18 protein-coding genes are annotated in these 18,868 nt (G+C 41.0%); 6 read left to right on the top strand and 12 right to left on the bottom strand.

The window, feature by feature from the left end; translation table 11 throughout:
- The first annotated feature begins 273 nt into the window (after window positions 1-273).
- Both BFP97_RS02090 and speB read left to right on the top strand, forming a co-directional pair.
- Window positions 274-1,941, top strand: coding sequence for a glutamine--tRNA ligase/YqeY domain fusion protein (locus BFP97_RS02090; protein WP_069840830.1), 1,668 nt, complete (start codon window positions 274-276; stop codon window positions 1,939-1,941).
- On the top strand, window positions 1,941-2,762 hold the full coding sequence (gene speB, locus BFP97_RS02085; protein ID WP_069840829.1) for an agmatinase: 822 nt from the start codon (window positions 1,941-1,943) through the stop codon (window positions 2,760-2,762). Before BFP97_RS02090 ends, speB begins: the two co-directional genes overlap by 1 nt.
- Here the strand turns inward: speB and BFP97_RS02080 are convergent.
- From BFP97_RS02080 to BFP97_RS02070, 3 genes are all read right to left on the bottom strand, one after another.
- Window positions 2,755-4,662 (bottom strand): DUF3857 domain-containing protein, encoded by a 1,908-nt coding sequence (locus BFP97_RS02080; protein WP_069840828.1) that lies wholly within the window; start codon window positions 4,660-4,662, stop codon window positions 2,755-2,757. The two genes, speB and BFP97_RS02080, sit on opposite strands and share 8 nt — an antisense overlap.
- A 23-nt stretch (window positions 4,663-4,685) precedes the next feature.
- The gene (locus BFP97_RS02075; RefSeq protein WP_083262384.1) at window positions 4,686-6,707 is read right to left on the bottom strand and encodes a DUF3857 domain-containing protein; all 2,022 of its coding nucleotides are present in this window, start codon (window positions 6,705-6,707) and stop codon (window positions 4,686-4,688) included.
- A gap of 142 nt (window positions 6,708-6,849) precedes the next feature.
- Window positions 6,850-8,034 (bottom strand): aminotransferase class V-fold PLP-dependent enzyme, encoded by a 1,185-nt coding sequence (locus BFP97_RS02070; RefSeq protein WP_069840826.1) that lies wholly within the window; start codon window positions 8,032-8,034, stop codon window positions 6,850-6,852.
- A 303-nt stretch (window positions 8,035-8,337) separates the two neighbouring features.
- Between BFP97_RS02070 and mltB the strand changes: the two genes are divergently transcribed.
- The 3 genes from mltB to BFP97_RS02055 all read left to right on the top strand — a co-directional run bounded on the left by mltB (window position 8,338) and on the right by BFP97_RS02055 (window position 11,477).
- The gene (gene mltB, locus BFP97_RS02065; protein ID WP_083262383.1) at window positions 8,338-9,348 is read left to right on the top strand and encodes a lytic murein transglycosylase B; all 1,011 of its coding nucleotides are present in this window, start codon (window positions 8,338-8,340) and stop codon (window positions 9,346-9,348) included.
- A gap of 208 nt (window positions 9,349-9,556) precedes the next feature.
- Window positions 9,557-10,474, top strand: a complete 918-nt coding sequence (locus BFP97_RS02060; protein WP_069840824.1) for a helix-turn-helix domain-containing protein — start codon at window positions 9,557-9,559, stop codon at window positions 10,472-10,474.
- Window positions 10,475-10,571: 97 nt separating this feature from the next.
- Window positions 10,572-11,477: an SDR family NAD(P)-dependent oxidoreductase gene (locus BFP97_RS02055; RefSeq protein ID WP_069840823.1), complete on the top strand. Its 906-nt coding sequence runs from the start codon at window positions 10,572-10,574 to the stop codon at window positions 11,475-11,477.
- Window positions 11,478-11,489: 12 nt separating this feature from the next.
- On the opposite strand, the gene BFP97_RS02050 is transcribed toward BFP97_RS02055, so the two are convergent.
- From BFP97_RS02050 to BFP97_RS02015, 8 genes are all read right to left on the bottom strand, one after another.
- Window positions 11,490-11,876, bottom strand: a complete 387-nt coding sequence (locus tag BFP97_RS02050; RefSeq protein WP_069840822.1) for a hypothetical protein — start codon at window positions 11,874-11,876, stop codon at window positions 11,490-11,492.
- Entirely contained in the window at window positions 11,876-13,105 is a 1,230-nt protein-coding gene (locus tag BFP97_RS02045) for a sulfite oxidase (RefSeq protein WP_069840821.1), read from the bottom strand. The genes BFP97_RS02050 and BFP97_RS02045 overlap by 1 nt, the downstream gene beginning before the upstream one ends.
- 226 nt (window positions 13,106-13,331) lie before the next feature.
- Window positions 13,332-13,607 carry a hypothetical protein gene (locus BFP97_RS02040; RefSeq protein ID WP_139135155.1) on the bottom strand — a complete coding sequence of 92 codons (276 nt, stop codon included), beginning with the start codon at window positions 13,605-13,607 and terminating at the stop codon, window positions 13,332-13,334.
- A 277-nt stretch (window positions 13,608-13,884) separates the two neighbouring features.
- A complete protein-coding gene (locus BFP97_RS02035) occupies window positions 13,885-14,574 on the bottom strand; it encodes a hypothetical protein (protein ID WP_069840819.1) in 690 nt (229 codons plus the stop codon).
- 3 nt (window positions 14,575-14,577) lie between these two features.
- Window positions 14,578-15,333, bottom strand: coding sequence for a hypothetical protein (locus BFP97_RS02030; protein WP_139135154.1), 756 nt, complete (start codon window positions 15,331-15,333; stop codon window positions 14,578-14,580).
- 173 nt (window positions 15,334-15,506) lie between these two features.
- Window positions 15,507-16,286 carry a hypothetical protein gene (locus BFP97_RS02025; RefSeq protein WP_139135153.1) on the bottom strand — a complete coding sequence of 260 codons (780 nt, stop codon included), beginning with the start codon at window positions 16,284-16,286 and terminating at the stop codon, window positions 15,507-15,509.
- Window positions 16,287-16,363: 77 nt separating this feature from the next.
- Entirely contained in the window at window positions 16,364-17,131 is a 768-nt protein-coding gene (locus tag BFP97_RS02020) for a HEAT repeat domain-containing protein (RefSeq protein ID WP_069840816.1), read from the bottom strand.
- The gene (locus tag BFP97_RS02015) at window positions 17,118-17,594 is read right to left on the bottom strand and encodes an RNA polymerase sigma factor (protein ID WP_255399308.1); all 477 of its coding nucleotides are present in this window, start codon (window positions 17,592-17,594) and stop codon (window positions 17,118-17,120) included. Before BFP97_RS02015 ends, BFP97_RS02020 begins: the two co-directional genes overlap by 14 nt.
- Before the next feature lie 180 nt (window positions 17,595-17,774).
- On the opposite strand from BFP97_RS02015, the gene BFP97_RS02010 reads away from it, so the two are divergent.
- Window positions 17,775-18,539 carry a YdcF family protein gene (locus BFP97_RS02010; RefSeq protein ID WP_069840814.1) on the top strand — a complete coding sequence of 255 codons (765 nt, stop codon included), beginning with the start codon at window positions 17,775-17,777 and terminating at the stop codon, window positions 18,537-18,539.
- A 12-nt stretch (window positions 18,540-18,551) separates the two neighbouring features.
- On the opposite strand, the gene BFP97_RS02005 is transcribed toward BFP97_RS02010, so the two are convergent.
- Window positions 18,552-18,854, bottom strand: a complete 303-nt coding sequence (locus BFP97_RS02005; RefSeq protein ID WP_221406584.1) for an ArsR/SmtB family transcription factor — start codon at window positions 18,852-18,854, stop codon at window positions 18,552-18,554.
- Between the last annotated feature and the right edge of the window lie 14 nt (window positions 18,855-18,868).

The raw sequence follows: 18,868 nt of genomic DNA, 5'->3' as shown, positions 1-18,868 counted from the left end.
CGACCAAATGGGTCGGGGCATTTAACTTTTAGTCCAGTATGGAAGGTAAAGCATCCAGTATAAGCAATTAAGACCAATAGGCAGATTGAGAACTAGATAATGACCATACTACAATCTGTACGCCCCGATCATACGGATCGGGGCTTTTATATTATCAAAGCTGACTATCTTAAGGAGATAAAGTCAGATCGTTGCGCACAAATGATTTGCCTTATTTCTCGTTCATATGACCGTCTTTTAGTAAAATTGCACCTAATTCAGAACAAAGAGGAAATGTCGGAAAACGAAAACAGAGAATCGCTCAACTTTATCGAGCAAATGATAGAAGAAGACCTAAAATCAGGTAAGAATTCTATTGTCCAGACGCGTTTTCCCCCTGAGCCTAATGGTTACCTGCATATTGGACATGCCAAGTCCATTGTACTCAACTTTGGCCTGGCCGAAAAGTACAATGGTAAGTGTAATCTCCGCTTTGACGATACTAACCCTGCAAAAGAAAGTACTGAGTATGTAGATGCAATCATCGAGGATATTGAATGGCTTGGGTACGACTATGGTGACAAACCACTCTTTACTTCTGACTACTTTGATCAACTTTATGACTTTGCACTGAAACTCATCAAGAAGGGTAAAGCCTATGTGGATGACCAGAGTGCTGAAGAAATTAGTGCCGGTAAAACCAACCCTACAATCCCGGGGATAAAAAGCCCTTTCAGAGATAGAAGCATAGAAGAAAACTTAGCCCTCTTCGAAGACATGCGAAATGGCGCTTGTGAAGAAGGCAGCCGAGTGCTTCGTGCTAAAATAGATATGGACTCTCCCAACATGCATATGAGAGATCCGATTATCTATAGAATAAAAAAAGTGCATCACCACCGTACTGGAGATAAATGGTGCATTTATCCTAATTATGACTTTGCGCACGGGCAGTCGGATTCTATCGAGAATGTAACCTACAGCTTGTGTACACTCGAGTTTAGAGATCATAAAGCACTGTATGATTGGTTGATTAACGAGTTGGAAATTTTTCCTTCTGAGCAAACTGAATTTGCCAGGCTAAACCTTGGCTACACCATAGTGAGCAAGCGTAAGCTATTACAATTGGTAGAAGAAGGCCATGTAACAGGTTGGGATGATCCACGCATGCCGACTATCTCCGGTTTAAGGCGAAGAGGTTACACTCCGGAATCTATCAAGAATTTCGCTCACAAAGTGGGTGTGGCTAGACGTGACGGCATCACAGATATTGCATTACTGGAGCATAGCATCCGTGAGGACCTGAACAAGAAAGCGAATCGTGTCTTCGGTATTCTTGATCCATTGAAAGTAACCATTACCAACTGGCCAGAAGATAAGACTGAATTGATGCCCGCAGTGAATAATCCAGGTGACGAATCAGCTGGCACGCGCGAAATGCCTTTAACCAGAGAAATCTACATAGAACAGGGCGACTTTTTAGAAAACCCACCTTCTCCGAAGAAATGGTACCGCTTAGGTCCAGATCGCGAAGTGAGGTTGAAATATGGATACATTGTAAAATGTACTGGTTTCGAAAAGGATGCTGAAGGTAATATCACTGAGTTATATTGCGAGTATGATCCGGAAACCCGCAGTGGTCATGATACCAGCGGAAAGAAAGTGAAGGGTACACTTGGATGGGTTTCGGTCGATCATGCTGTGAAGGCTGAAGTAAGAATGTACGATCGCCTTTTCACTACCGAAAACTTGAGTGCCATTGATGACGAGTTTACTAATCACTTGAATCCAAATTCACTGGAAGTAAATCATAATGTGTTGTTAGAACCATCTTTGGCCAAAGCCAAACCGGGTGATTTCTTTCAATTTGAAAGACAAGGCTACTTCATTGTCGACAAAGATTCAACGGATGATAACTTGGTATTCAATAGAACGATTACTCTTCGGGATAACTGGAAAAAGTAATGGGACTTATCAGGAGTACACTTGATCAACTCAATGCGAATGATATTGCATTGGTAGGTATTCCCTTTGATGAGAACTCATCTTTTATGCAAGGCCCAGCCAAGGCGCCTGAATCGATTATTGATTCTATTGAATCTGATTCGGCTAACTTCTTTGCTGAAAACCTGACTGATCTCAATGAGCATCCACGAGTAAAATGGTGTGGCAATACAGAACTGACTGGTTACGAAAGCATTAGAAAACCTATTGAACAAGTTCTAGCTCGAGGAGCAACTCCATTCTCACTGGGTGGTGATCATTCAATGACCTTCCCTATCATGCAGGCCATAGCCGAAAGACACCCTGATCTTCACATCGTTCAGTTTGATGCTCATGGCGACCTATATGATGAGCTTGATGGGAATAAGCATTCACATGCCTGCCCATTTGCAAGGATTATGGAGAACGGTTTGGCTAAGAACCTAACGCAAATAGGCATTCGTACCATGACGCAACATCAAAAAGAGCAAGTCGATCGCTTTGGAGTTGATGTAATTGAGATGAAAGACTGGACTCCGGACATCAACCTTAGCTTTGATGGGCCTGTCTATGTGACCTTTGATATGGATGTACTTGACCCGGCCTTTGCCCCTGGTGTCTCTCATCACGAACCCGGTGGATTCAGTACACGGGAGGCGATCAGCATGATTCAGAAGCTCAATGCAAATATTGTAGGCTGTGATGTAGTGGAATACAACCCCGATAGAGACATTAATGGCGTTACGGGCATGGTTGCGGCAAAGATTGTCAAGGAATTGCTTTCAGTAATGCTATCTAAGTAGTTTTATTGACAACCACTTTAGGAGCCTCCAGTCGATTAATCGCTTTTATAAATCCTTCATAAGCTTCATAACCTACACTTGGATACTTCCCTTTCTTGATAACTACTTTTCTTGTGAAATGAACAATACCGCTCTCACTTTCTATATTACTTTCAAAGGAGCCAAACTCGGTAGACACTTTACCGGGCTCAGGTAAGTATTCGAACCTAAAGTTCTCAGGAATCCTGAATGTCACTGAATCAATTTTGGTAACACCATCTTTTATCTCAAAAAACTCATCCTTCAATAATGAGTCTGGCCTCGAAACGGGTTGGCGCAACTCAGCAAAAGGGTTCAGTTCAAAGAATAAGCGTTTTCCTGAAACTCTGGCATACTTGTTCAAGTCATAGCTCGTCTTTATATGTGCTTCTGGTAAATCACTCTTGACAAGTTTTAGATCGTAAGCGTTTAAATCAAAATTTGAAAATCCGGAGTTTTCCAAAACCCATTTCTTTTGAATATCATTGTTCATATTCAATACAAATGCCAAACCATCTTGCTCATAAGACAATCCTCTAAGGGTGGTATTTACATCTGCCTTGGCATCCCCATTTGCTTCTATGCTAATCTCAATGTTGTGCTGTTCACTATTAGTGCTTTGGTCATAGGTTGGTGTTCTTACAATTTTCCCTTTTCCATCATCGATCAATAAAGCATTCCGATTACCAGTAAAAGAACCCATATAGCCAAAAGGATTTGTCTGACTTGTGCACTCCAACCACACAGTATCACCCTTATTGGGGACACATAAAACTGCATGATTGAAGTTTGATTGTGGAAACTCTGGGATGATCGGCCTTGGATCGTCTCCAGCTGAAATGAGTACATACTTTGAGTCTATTCCTACAGCTTCCAACAATGATTTCGTGTAAAAAGACAATGCTTTGCAGTCACCATATCCTTCATTGTGTACCGTTGAAGCCAAAAAAGGCTGATAGCCACCAATGCCCAACTGTATACTCACATACCTCGTGTTGGACTGGAGGTAATCATATATCATTCGAATACGATCTCTATCGTTTGATACATCAGCTACAAGCTTTTCAATTTCTTTACGAACAGTTGTATCCAGATCGTTTCTACCATTATTTAAGGTCTCGATCCAGCTAGCAAAATCATCCCAAGTAGAAAAATCTCCCTGGTACCCATCATATTCAAACTTAGAGGGAGAAGTGTTAATAATTGGCAAATACTTCAAAGCTTCTTCTCCCCTTAAGCTTTTGCTTATTGGCTTGACATTTTGAAACTCCCATTTCAAATGAGACCTACTTCCCACAATGCTTTTCTTAAAGCTAGAATCCGCAATATTCTTTTGGAATACTCTGGGCTCCATTTCTGTTGGGGAGTCTATCTCAAATCTAGATGACTGAACCAGAACATTCTTAGCAGGAATGACGTACCAATTCGGCATATGGAAGGTGTGCTGGTAACTCTTCTGTACCTCATACTCTATGGTGTAAGGATAGCTTTGCTGAGTTAAGTCAAGCCATTTAATCCGTCCATCCTCGAAAACACTGATGCCACTTATATTGCTCTGATCTCCTATATCTGACTTCTTGAGTTTATAAATCAGGTCACCCTTGCTATCATAAACTTTTGCTGAAATAAACTTCACACTAGAGAGACCATCATAATACTCATTCAATTCAGCAAAGTGCTTGGCCTTCGCATTGAGAATTGTGGCCCTAAATGATTGATTAAAAGTAGCTTCCGTTAGAGATTCTATTTTAAAAAGACCGTGATCCTTGTGAATAATAGCATTCACATTCTTCTCTTGGAAAGCATGATTAAAGACAGCACTTGAGCAAATCGCTAAGGCTGTTGACAGAAGAAAAATGGTTAATACCGATCTTTTAAACATTCAGCTCGATTTGAATTATTGCCTTACTCTGTTACCCGTTTCAAAACAATTTGTTGACCTTCCTTTTCTACCATCATTGCAAAGAATTGTCTCAAGGCAGGATAATCTATTCCGGTAAATAGGGACTGCTGAATACTCATTTTCATAGAAATCGTCAATTGATTTCCTTGTACACCAACCAAGTATCTCAATATACCTGCTTTGTTTGGCAAAGCTATCGAGGCTCTTTCTGGTACCTCATCAAAGGTGAAGCCTTCAGGAATACTTAAGGTATAGACATAATTGAAGCGTTGAGGTGCCACAAAATCTACAGGAAACTCTCTCTTTTCAAGTTTGAAAGGGTTTTCATCAGTCTGTTCAATTATAAATGGGTTGATATAAATCAGATTACCCAAAACTTCTACCCCTTGCTGAGTTTTTAAATCATATGAAACTGAAATTGGTTTAGTAAGGTCCTTTAGGTTATCAATCTTAAGTGAATCAATTTTCCAACCCATTCTTTCTTCCTCTTTAGTCTGTATATCATCTTTAGACATAGCACTCCTCTTAGATCGACCAGAATATCCACCGTACCGAGTTAAAACGTTTCCGGTTAAAACACCTTCCTCTGTCAACGCCATATTTGCACTTACCATAGTATCAAACATCCCCGTTGCACTCACGTCAACCCAGCCAAATTCCTTATCACCAACCTTAAAGCCCTGTTGATTAATCGCACGTAATGGAATAAGGTGCATTGGAAGTGACCTGTCGGTAGCATCCAAGAACACTTGTTTTTCATCTAGGTTAGCTTGGACAATTACATAATTGAACTGGCTAGAAAGCGGGAATTGCTCTTTGATAAATCCATTACTTCTAGTGCTCACAAGGATGGGACTGACGTCTATTCCCGCTTTGATGAGCATATTGGCCAATAACAAATTGATATCTGCACTGGAGCCCTGGCCGCTTTCTATTATTTGCTTAAAGCTTTTATCAGCATACCTTCTGTTATAACCGTTCCACTCCACCTTATTCTTTACAAAGTCGTAGATGGCACCGGCTTTCTCCGCTGCCGTAGTCTTACCAGCAATTAATTTCTCTACATCTTCTTTGAGGAAATTACTACCTCTGAGTCTGCCTCCAAAATCATCGTTATTAAGAAAGCTTTTATTAATATCCGCCCAAGTACCCATGAATTTCTTTACACCGTTGTTTGGGAATTTAGTGCTGGCCAATTCAAACTCTACCTTTGAAATATAGTTATTCCGACTGTTCATGTACGGCTCAGTTTTGAAAGCTGGTATTTTCTCTGCCGCCCAGTGATAAACCGTTTTATCATAATTATAACGGTCCGTCCTGTAACTCCCCCTTGTAGCTCCTAAACCTCTCTCATCTCCCACCTGCCGTGAAGTAGAAGTTATAGTTTCTGTGAATTTACCTTCATCATTAATGACCATCGGGTGGTAGCCTTGCATGATTTTCTGATAGTTAAAGTACTCTGGCACACCTACTCGATATTCAGACCATAAAGTCGGCACATTATGCTGAAAGGTCCAGTCGTGTAAATTGAAGAAATAGTCAGATTTCACTGAATAGACATATTCAATAATTGACCCCTCTTTAACATCAGGTAGCGTATATTTTATGCGATCCCAATAATCGTTAATCTTCTCTTTGAAGTTCTGCTTCTTCTTAGTTTTAGTTTGCTTGACTTTGCCATCTACCATGTTATAGGTGATCGCTTTAAAGCTGCTAAGATCTTCTCTTACTGATCCACTATGATAAAGTGGTATTTCAATATCAGCATATTTATACCCTTCAGTACTCAATACCTTTATTCTAGTATGCTTTTCAAAGAACAAATACCAACCTCTGTTTTCATCGTATTGAATTTCAGAAAACCCCAAATCAGCTAATATAATTGCACTGACAGACGAGTCTCCATCAAACTCGATAATATCAAAATTGGATTTATCAAGATCACCATACTTCAGTTTAAGCTCTTGGGCACTGGCAGTATAAAAACAAAAGATCACCAGGCAACAAGTAAAAAATCGAGTCATTAGTTTAAGGTTATGAATGCCACAAAAAACTAATTAAACCCTGAAAATATTATAATCAAAATTTATTCAGCAATAAAATTCTGGCAAAAAACGACAGTTACCAGATGGACAATATCTACGATCTTCTGAGGTCGAGTACAAGTCAGGAACTACTAGCAAGTACAGCTAACTCATGAGTGAAAAAGTCAATCTCCTCCTTTGTATTGTAATAATGTACTGAAGCACGGACTATCTCTTGTAAGCCTCTCGCTGTCATATCGAGATAAGTATTCGGTACACCGTTCCAGGAGACATTGATATTTTTAGTTAAGAGATATTCTTTAACCTCATTAGCCGATTTACCCTCTACCGTAAAAGATACTATGCCACTTTTCACTGATCCAATATCATGCACTTGGACACCGTCTACTTTCGATAGTTCATTTCTCAGGTAAGCTCCAAGCTCTTGCACTCGCTCCCATATGTTGTGAATACCAACATCCAAAATATATTCGCAAGCAACTTTAAGCCCCATCGTGTTTGCTCGGCTTCCTTCCCAATTCTCAAACTTGCGTGCATCAGACCTTATTTCATAAGAGTCCTTACCCGTCCAGTTGGCTGAATGTAGATCGACATAGTATGGCCTCAGTTCGGGCAAAATTGATTTCCTTACATAGAGGAAGCCCGTTCCTCTGGGACCTCTCAGGTACTTCCGCCCAGTCGCAGAAAGCATATCGCAGCCAATCGCCTCAACATCAAGAGGGTACTGACCTGCCGATTGACAAGCATCTAAAAGGTAGAGTACTTGGTGCTTTCTACAGATTTGCCCTATCGACTCTGCCGGTGCCACCAACCCTCCATTCGTTGGCATGTGCGTAATGGAAACCAATTTTGTTTTCGGAGAAATCATCCTTTCGAAGGCCTCGAGATCGGGATCACCATTGTCGCGGTTGGGGATCAGTTTAATCTTTAAATCACGTGGGTGATGTAGATAAGAAATGTAGTTACTGGCATAATCCGATTGATTGGTGATGACCTCATCTCCGTCTTGCCAGTCAATGGCTTGGAAAGCTGCATTCCAGGCTACCGTAGCATTTTCTACCAATGCAATCTCCTCTCTTGATGCATTAAGCAGTTTTGCAATCACATCATAGGTGAGTTCAATCTGCTCAAAGTATTTCGAATGTGTCTCATAGCCCCCATAGGTTGCTTCTTCAGCAGTGTAGTAAATCACCGCATCACGGACAACATTTGGTGGCAGCGCACTACCAGCGTTATTCAAATGAATAACCTTTTGGGTTCCATCTGTTTCTTCTCGAAAACGTTTTATGTCTTTGGCATCAAACATGCATGAAAGATAGAGAATTATGTTAGGAGCTAGAAGACGCGAGACTAAAGTTAGAAGTGGGAAGTTGGAAACATTTGTTTTTATTAGAACGTCATTCTAAGCCTGCCTGCATAACAGGTAGAAACAGCGATGAATCTTGGCCATTCTGAAAGTAGAAAGCTCATTTTGATGGTTAAGATCCCTCATACTTCGGGATGACTTAGATTAAGAAGGTTGAAGACTAAAGACTGGAGTTGGGAGTTGGAAGATAGAAGCCGGAAACTTCAAATAAATTAACCGTAAATAGGATAAGGCTTTGACGGTATGCTACGTGTTCTATATTTGAAAACAGATATCAACTCAATGCGCAAAACCTTCTCTGGAATTCTTATATCACTGATTACTATTACCTCCCTCGCTCAGGTAGACCCTGCCGCACTGGAGAAATTCGCTGCTGATTATGCTGCCAAGCATGATCACTTCACTAAGGAAGAAGTAATGGATGTTTTGAATCAAGCAGAGTTTCAACAAGAGATTATTGATAAGATTTCAAGGCCTGCAGAAGGCACCATGACCTGGGAGCGATACCGGAACATCTTCCTCAAGCAAGGCCGAATTGATGCGGGTATTGAATTCTACAAGGAACATAAAGCTACTTTAGAAAGAGTAAGTACTGATACTGGTGTTCCTACTGAAATTATACTGGGCATTATAGGGGTTGAAACCTATTTCGGTAGGATTAAAGGTTCTTACAAGGTGTTGGATGCCTTATATACTTTAGGCTTTGGCTATTCCCGAAGGGGAAAATTCTTCAAATCTGAACTCGAAAAATTCTTGACCCTATCCAAACTGGAAGAATTAGAAATCACCGAAGTACTAGGTTCTTATGCCGGAGCTATGGGTTATACCCAGTTTATGCCGAGCAGCTATATTGCTTATGCCAAGAGCTTTGAGGAAAATGGTACTCGCGACCTGATGGAAAGCCCTGAAGATGCCATTGCCAGTGTCGCTAATTACTTAAAGGTACATCGATGGAAAAAGGGGCAGCCAATCACATCTAGGGCTGAGATGACACGTAAGATCACTGGACTCAGAAAGCAAGCCCTAAGACCAAAAAACAAGGTGTCAGATTATACCAAAATAGGCTTTAAACCTGCCGAAGAGCTGCAATCCGATCTTCCAGCCACTATGCTTATATTTGATAAGGAGGGCAAGACAGAACACTGGTTCGGCCTCTATAATTTCTATGTAATTACGCGGTATAACCATAGTCCACTCTACGCCATGGCTGTATACCAACTAGCTCAGGAGATCAAAAAGGGATTTGGAGAGTAAGTCATTAGGTAATGATGTAAAAAGGTCAAAACGTGTTTCCCATATCCCAATTGAGACAAATTGGGAAGAGCCAAGTTATTTCATAAAAACATATGCCTCTAATCCAGTTACCCCCTGCGAAATAGATTCATACTTCTTGGAAATGAATAGATACGCAGTCTGGCAGACCCATACCTTCACTTACGCACTAATTAACTAATTTCAGTATATGGAAAAGATCATACATGTGAAGAGTATTGCTGAGGTCTACAACTTCCTGGATGCAAAGACGCCTACTCACCCGTTGATTACCGTCATAAGAAAATGGCCGAAGTCAAAGATAGACCTTGGTACCGCGAGGTTCACAAGCGACTTATATTACATGGCCATGAAACGAGAGATTAGAGGAAGTTTTCAATACGGAAGAAACTCCTATGACTTTCAGGAAGGCACTATGCTATTTATAGGTCCAGGTCAGGTAGCTAACTTTTCTCATGCGGCTCAGTTTGCTGACATATCAACACCATCTAATGGATGGACCATTCTGTTTCATCCAGACCTAATTAGAAAATCGGAACTGGGCAATATGATAGACCAATATTCCTTCTTTGGATATGACAACAACGAGGCTCTGCACTTGTCAGATAAGGAAAGGCAATTCCTTAATACTTTGGTGGATACCATTGAAGAAGAAATCAATCAGAATATGGACCGTCATTCGCAGCAACTCATTATCCAAAACTTAGAGACTATTCTGAAATACAGCAGCCGCTATTACGATCGTCAATTCTATACTCGCACTAATGCCAACAAAGATTTAATCTCAAAATTTGATCACTTTCTAAAATCTTATTTTAACTCAGAAGAACTTGTTCAACAAGGCCCACCTACGATTGAACAATGTGGTGAGGCGTTAAATATGTCCGGTCCATACTTAAGCGATTTATTGAGGTTAGAAACGGGAAGAAGCGCTAAAGACCACATTCATTCCTATCTCATCGATCGTGCAAAGACCAAGCTGCTAAACTCAGGTGAGTCAGTGAGTGAAGTAGCCTTCCAACTAGGTTTCGAATACCCTCAAAACTTTAGTAAACTGTTTAAGTCTAAAACAGGAATGAGCCCCAGTGAGTACAGAAACCTGAATTAATCTGTTTCCTGCGAAATTCATAAGTTAATCTGCGAAAAGAACACATAGGTCCGTTGTCTTTAATATTCCTTTGAGGTGTAAACCAAAAAAGTGAATCATGAAAAGAACAGCTTTTGAAATTATAGCAAATCAAGACCTAAGCGGAAAGGTATTTCTCATTACTGGCGGGTATTCAGGCCTAGGAGCCATTCATGCCGAAGCCTTATTAATGGCCAATGCCACAGTCATCGTTGCAGGGCGTAATGAACAGTTGCAGCTTGATTTTCAGAATAGACTGAAGAGCAAACCAAACTTAAACTTTGAAGACCATCAACTAGATGTCTCAAAAAACATTGACTTAGGAGATCTTCAGTCCGTGCAGGAGTTTGCGATCTACATAAAAAAGAAATACACTCAAATTGACTGTCTCATAAACAACGCTGGCGTAATGTTTACACCTCCTGGCAAAACCAAAGATGGCTTCGAAATGCAAATGGGTGTCAATGTAATTGGTCACTTTCTCTTGGCTAAAATATTGGTTGACATAACCAAAAGACAAGTTTGGCTTTCTTCTAAAGGTCATATAAGATTTGGAGCACCGAGAATAGATCTAAAAGCAATAACCGATGTCGATGAGAATAACTACGTGACCAGGGCCAGATATCAACAGTCGAAACTTGGTGACATCTTACTTGCCAAGCAATTCGCCCAGAAACACCCTCATTTAAAAGCAGTCTCAGTTCATCCGGGGGTTGTCAAAACGAATTTAGGACGTCATATGACCATGGGCAAAAAAATACTATTCGTTCTACAGCACCCCATAGCTCTGATGAACATGTTGGAGCCCGAAGAAGGCGCTGCAACTCAAGTTATGTTGTCTATACAGTCTGAGACAGACCTAGTCAACGGAGCTTATCATGCTGACTGCAAGGTAATTGAAGAAGCTGAAAGTGCTAGGAACATGGATGACGCAAAACTGCTATATGACTATTGTGATGAGGTAACGAAAGCGTTTCAGGTTTAGAACCTTAGTTGGTCAATTGAGTTCATACCACTCTCCCACTTCCAAATTAGTTCTACGGCCTTGTTGGGCCGGAGCATAGTGGGTAGAGAGGTAGTCTAGAATTTTGACTTCATTGTCACCCAAATCCCAAAGGTTTTGCGTTTGTTGCATCCATACGATCATGCTCTTCCAACCATCTCGGGTAGCTCGGTTTTGTGTGACTAGCTTTATGGAATGGCAGCCAGAACACTGACTAAAGACTAGGTTATTACCTGGGGCGTTAACTAAACCGTTCTTATCTAGCATCAGTTCTTCAGTTTCAGGTGCTTGTACTTCGTCTACAGTCTTCTCTGGAGCGGAGCATGCCCATATTATCACAAACAGCAGAAAGCAAAGAATTATAGTTGTGAAATGCTTCATTAGGCTTTGACAACTTTAACCGCAATACGATGACAAGCATTGTTGAGGTAGCCCTTGGGATTCCAACCCGGAACCACCATCGGTTGACTTTTGCCATTGGCATCAGTTGCTCTTGCCCAAACCTCATAATAGCCTTTCTGAGGTAGGCTTACTTCGGCAGTCCATCGCTGCCAAGCATGTTTGTTTCTAGCACGAGCTAGTTTGGCCCGTTGCCAAGTTGCACCGAAGTCAATAGAGACCTCCACCTTATCGACACTCAGCTCTCCTGCCCAGGCATGGCCTCTCACTTGGAAGTTTTGGCCTTCTTTAACTATAGCTCCAGTCTTTGGGTAGGTAATCAATGATTTCACAGGCATTGACTCAATGATCTTCATCTTATCATCAGGAACTTCCGTTCCAGGAGCCACAGGTTCTGAGGGTACTCGATAGGCTGTACCCGTCATCTTGGGGCCATCGTGGACAATATTTCTAACGACCAATCTGTTGATCCACTTACCAGAGGCTGAAGCTGGAAATCCTCCAGCTACCAAACGCAAAGGGTAACCATGGGCCAAAGGAATGTCTTTGCCGTTCATGGCATAGGCCACCAAGGTTTCGTCTTGCATCCCTTTTTTGATGGGAATTCCTCTAGAAATAACCACCTTGTTAGGGTCACCACTTAAATGTGTGTCTTTGCCATAATAGCCGATATAGACAGCATCATCTTTGACCCCTACATCAGCGAGTAGGTCTTTCAGCCTTACACCTGTCCAGTTAGCACAAGATACCGCTCCGATGGTCCACTGATTTCCTTTTGCAGGTGGATTAAACTCACTACGGCCATTACCTCCGCACTCTAATGTAAGTTGATAGGTATAAGCTTTGAATTTCGTTTTAAGATCTTCTAGGGTATAGGTCTTTTGGCTCTGGGCAGACTCCCCTTCAATGGTCAATGTCCAAGTATTGGCATCTATTCTTTTTGGAATCACACCATTATTGCGGATAAACATCCTGTCCTCGGGAGTAACCTCATCGTCCAATAAATGGGCCTTGGCTTCTATATTCCAAGGACGATCGTTGAGTGTTGTCATTTCGGCATGTTTACCGAAGAGGGTTTGAGGATTATTGTCCTGCACAAAAAGTGGTTCGTAGCCGCTTTCCATCTTCTCACCAAAAACGATCTCAGTTCCGATTAGCGTTGACATACTGGCCAACACGCTCTTCTTTATAAATTGTCTTCTTTTGGTCATGATACTGAGCGATTGCGGTAATCAAATAAAAATAACAATCTTCTTTCCCCAAACCATCTATGAATTTCCGATCTGGAGAAGTGAATATCATAATTATCCATCAGAACAATAGACATAGTCTTGGCTCTTTGTCAAATACAGTACAAAAAAAGATCCTGACGGGTTACGCCAGGATCGGGATAGAAAACACCTGTTTTAATTTACCTCAAACCAAAAACTAATCAGGTTATCTTAAATATCTTGTTCGTTCGATAAAGTGCTTTACCGCGCTTTGGGTGATCACTTCTTTTCCTTCTTCTTTCAATTCATCTAATAGCATTTCTGCCATCTTTTCGTCCACCATTTCTTCCGACTTGACTGCCGAATTTGATCTATTGATGATGTTGAGGTGATCGGTTAATAACTTCCTGCATTCTTCTTCTACATAGAACACCACACCGCTGAGTGTAATTTTGTGTTGACCGTTCATGGTTCCTAAGTACAAAGTGGGTTGAGTAAACATTATCCTATTCTTTCTCTATTAGACTCCGGCTTTTTGAAATGGTTACCGAAGTAATGGTTGCCTTTGTAGTATAGATGCGCCCAATCGAAAAAATGTTGCATTACTCAGCAGGAATTAACAGTTGTTAAGGCTTTTTAACTTCTAAATAGCAAGAATTAACCTTTTCTGAGGAGGTAAACTGTCATCCGAGTATTTAACATTTCGAGATTCCGGACATTTTTCTTTCATCAAATTAAGGGGAAAGACAAATTCCGGAATGACGTTTACCCCACAAACCTTAACCCTTTCTTAGGTAAATATCACTTGTCACAGTTTCCAGCTTCATGTAGCGACCACCGTCTTTGTAGATGGTTTCCAAATCATGAGAACTGATAATTGGCAAGCCTTTATCCCTCGTTGCTTTAAAATCAAAGTTGGTATAGATAGAGCCATTGACTGTTTTCAACTGAATGTCTGCCCCATGTTTTTCGGGCCAGGTCAGGTCGATATCTCCTGTTACTGTTTTAATATCGAGATCTTTAAACTCCCCGTTCACCAGAATATCGGCAATCACAGATTCCATTACCAAGTCGGTCCCCTTAGGTAAAAACACTTCGACAAAGATATCAGCACATACACGTGGACCATTTCTGCTTCCCCAAGTCATGGCGTCTTCTTTCTCACAATCCCTGACATCCGCATTTCGCATCATTCTTTCATCAATATCTAATTTGAGTCTAATGCGGTGTTCCTGTTCTCGCAAGTCAATTTCGACTGCCTCGTTCAATTCACCGCCATTTAATTCATAGGTGATTTTGACCTTCACCTCCCTCTTATCCCAATTAGAAATGGAAACCTGACTCGCAAAATCTGCTTGCAAATCGATGCGCTGATCCTTGAAGTCGATCGACTTCTCAAAGACTTCTTGTTGCGCAAATGTCATATGCGTAATAAGCATTGACACAATGATAAAACTGAGCTTTTCCATGACTTAGTTTTTGCGCAAGAAGACGTTACCGTACTGAGAATCTACTTTAATAGACTTGCTACCTCGACCGTTCTGGATTCTTGCAGTCATTTCCTTCCCCGGCATATCATTTCCACCAATGTCCATCTTCTTGGAAAGATTGGCATAGATCTGCCCCCAGGAAGTCGCGGCCCAAAGTGATTCGATTGAAGATTCTGAAAGGCTGATGTCTGCCCCTCCATATTTGGCTTCCACATTAATGCTGCTCGGCAAGTCAATCACCTCTACCATTCCATATTGTGCATCGACTGTTAAGTCAGCCCCCTTAGGAACCATCACTTCCAGAATGACAGAAACCCTGACACCATCATATCGGCTTTTTCCACCTTTGCCTATGGTTACATTCGTGCCATTTTTTGAAATAATGACATCTCCATCATGGTCATCATCTTCATCATCGCTCCGGCCTATGTAATAACTAGTGTTTTTGAATTTACCCAGATTTTTGATTTTTGATTTGATTCTTATAGCTCCACGTTCCCTGTCGGATGACAGTTCAAAACTATCGTTATCCTTACCACCATTGATGTATAGTGTTGACTTGATCTGGACTTCGTCCTTGTCCCAAGTTTTGATTTGGACAAGTTCTGGATACTTAAAATCTAAAGTGATTTTATCAGACTTCTTTACTGGAAAAGACTCTGTAACAACTTCTTCCTGACCAAAGCTGGTCACTGTCATTATACAAAGTCCTACCAGTGTGAGGATTGTTGATTTCATGATGTTCGAGTTTTTTGACCTTTTAATTATGGCCAGTTGATCATAGGGTAATTCTAAACCCTGCCCGCTATTGCAGGCAGGATATAGCGTCTCTTCTATTTAAACTAGCACTCTTTAGATCCTGAAATAAATTCAGGACAACGATTCTAAATAGTGTGGTTATAGCCACAAGCCTATTTCTTTCTTAAGTAAGCGTTGCTGTAAGAAGCCTTGATAGCCAATTCAACTCCGCCACCATTTAAAGTACCTTTTACCGTTGAGCTTACTTTGCGCATGTCATCTGACTTAGGGAATTCAATATCCATATCTGAATAAGCTTCGCCATAAGGGGTTTTGATACTCACATCTGCCTTTGTATTGGCAGGTAGCGTTACATCCACCGTAGAATAAACAGAGACCAATGATGTAGGACCAGACTGGCTGAGTTCTGTGAAAATCGCTTCCACTTTCCCATAGACAGTATTCACAAGTGCAGGACCGCTTACATCTTCTAGATAAACGCTGTTGTATCTGCCGGAAACCTCTAATTCTCCAGTGATTCCATACACCTCTATCTTACCACCTTCCCAGTTTCCAGTGTGCTCAATTTGTACTTTCACTGATTTAGGTACTTTTATTGTGAACTTACCTTGAGGCCTTCTCGCTGCCTGAAAGATGGTCACTTCATTCCCATCTTTCTCGACATTAAGACCTATACCCGTATTGTCTTCTCCTCTAGCACTTAGTGCTTTTAAGCCTTCGGCACGTTCTGGTTTAGCATTTCCTTTACTATTTTCTATCAATACTTCTGAACCATCATAGGCCTCAACGCTTACACGGTTAACCTCTTTGATAATAATGGTTGTATTGGAGGGGTTGGAAATACTAACAGAGTATCCTTCCTGTGCACTCAGGCTGATAGTTGCAAATAAAGCCAGTGCTGTTAATGCGATCTTTATATTTAACTTTTTCATATTCATTTTTTTCTTGTTGTTGATACTTGAGTTTTTGCCCTCTGGGCTATTTTGGTATTAAAATCGATTCTAATGGTTTATAATTCTTTCAATTTGAAGATGCCTAAGTGAGCCTCTTCTTGTACTTCTTTGAGTACGCTTTGATCTTTTGTTATCTGTTCTAATGTTTGTGTAGCTCCTTCTTCCTTAAGATTCACTAACCCCTCAATCAGGGCGATCTGCACTGCTGGCTCAGTTTCGTTCAAAAGCGCATTAGAGAAGGCCTTTGACACTTTTTTGTTACTCCCAAACTTGGTGAGTGCCTCTACCGTCTTGGTACGCACATGCATGCTCTCATCGTTTTTCAGTAAGGCAATCAAAACATCTACTGTTTCATCATCAGCTTCTTCCAGGTTCATGGAATTGTTTACCGCTTGAAGCCTACCACTTGCAGAACTACCTTCCATCTGAGCGAACATGATATCCTTCATTTCCTCAAGCTGGGCCTGCATTTGTGACATGTCATTGTTAGAGTTTATCTGGTTACCTACCCAGAAGCCTACTAACACCAGGGCCACTGCCGCAGCGACTTTGTACACCCACGAGAAGCTGTAAGATTTCATTTCGACAACCTTGGTTTCTTCTGCTTCTTGCTGATCCAGCTTAGCAAAAAGGTCATCGCTTGAAAACTTACTCGTCATATCTGAAACAACTTCTGACATTCGAAACTGGTCTTGATATGACTTTAGATGGTCGGGGATGCTTTCTCCTTGGAAAAAAACATGGAGTTGCTTTTCGTCTTCCAGAGAAGTCTCCCCGTTATAAAATTTTTCTATGAGGTTTTCTATGTCTTTATACTCCTTCATAATTGCTCACTTTTAAATAAGCAGCTCTTGCCGCTTTTCTGGCTCTTGAAAGCCCCACTCGAATGTTGTTTACCTGAAGACCCGTTTGTTCTGCAATTTCTTCAAAGGAAAACCCCTCCACATCTCTCAATAGTACCAGCATTCTCTGCTGCTCTGGCAAACCCTGGAAGGCATTCATCATCACTTGCATACTCTCTGACAACTCAAGGCTCTTATAAGGATTCAGAAAGCCGGAGTCTAGCTCCATATTCTGAATGTCCATTTGATTCTTATGTTTCTTAGACTTGAGTTTGTCAAGGCATTGATTCTTTGTAATCGTTACTGCAAAGGCTTCAATGCTCGAGTAAATGCTGAGTTGCTCCCTCTTATTCCAAAGTTTTACCATTACATCCTGAAGAGTGTCTTCAGCTTCTTCGACCGATTTTAGCATGCCCAAGGCAATTCTAAACAACCGATCCTTCAAGGGTAGAACCTTTGATTTAAACTCTAGCAACTCCATTCAATGAGATAGACGAAGGTGTGACAATGGCATTACACAATGCGTGAAAAAAAAGACAATTTGTTCTTGAAAAAGATTTATCATACTGATAATCAAAGGATAAGGAATATAGAAATCTAGGAGGTAATTTCGTGCTAATCAACCATGTTTTTCATTCTCTCTAAAATACTGGCATTTTTTGTTCGACCCATCACGTGGATGATCGGATTGTTTTTACTATCGGTTTGGCTAAAATCGACCAAATGGAAAAAGCGATCATTTTGGGCCGGTGTCTTTCTATTAGTTTTCTTTTCTAATCAATACATCAGCAATAGAGTGATGCTTTGGTGGGAATATGCCCCAATTCCAATGGAAGAGGTTGGAGTATATGATGTGGCCATAGTTTTCTCTGGAGTGACGAAAGGAAGTAAAACCCCGAGAGATCGAGTTTACTTCGGTAATGGTGCAGATCGAATCACTCATACCTTACAACTCTATAACGAAGGCAAGGTCAAAAACATCATTGTTAGTGGTGGACTTGGTTTTCAGCAAGTAGAAAACAGTAATGCAGCCGATAGACTAGCATCATTTCTGGCAATGGCCAATGTCCCTGACTCGGTGATCGTACGAGAGCCGGATGCTGTCAATACATATGAAAACGCTGTCAAGGTTGCCGAAATTCTCAAGGAAAAGTTTCCTAACCAGAAATACCTTTTGATAACATCTGCCTTTCATATGAAGCGCTCTAAGCTCTGTTTAGAAAAGCAGGGGATCAAATTTGATATTTTTCCTGCAGGTTTTCTAACCACCCGTTCTACTACTCACTTTGATGACCTTTTTATACCCAAATCAGAGGCAATCGGACGATGGGAACAATTGATAAAGGAGATGGTAGGTATTGCTACCTATAAATTGATGGGGTATATCTAATAGGAATTGGTCTTAAAAGACCATGACGTTCACGTCTTCCAGAATCTTGATAAGTTCTGGTGCCTCCTTCATTTTCAGATAATAGAAAATATTCTTTCCTTCACGCTTACTTCCAAGCACACCTTTCATCTTCATATTAGACAGATGGTGGGAAGTTAAGGATTGTTCAAGGCCCAGATAAGCTGTGATGTCATTAACAGACATTTTCTCATTAACACTTAAAGCGTCAATGATGGCCACACGCATTGGATGTGCTACTGTCTTGAGAACGAATGCAATCTTCTCAACTCTCTCATGGTCAAGTTGCCTCTCCATTACGCTTAGGTTAT

Source organism: Roseivirga sp. 4D4, assembly GCF_001747095.1.
Classification (GTDB): domain Bacteria; phylum Bacteroidota; class Bacteroidia; order Cytophagales; family Cyclobacteriaceae; genus Roseivirga.
This window is presented reverse-complemented; position numbering and strand designations above follow the sequence as displayed.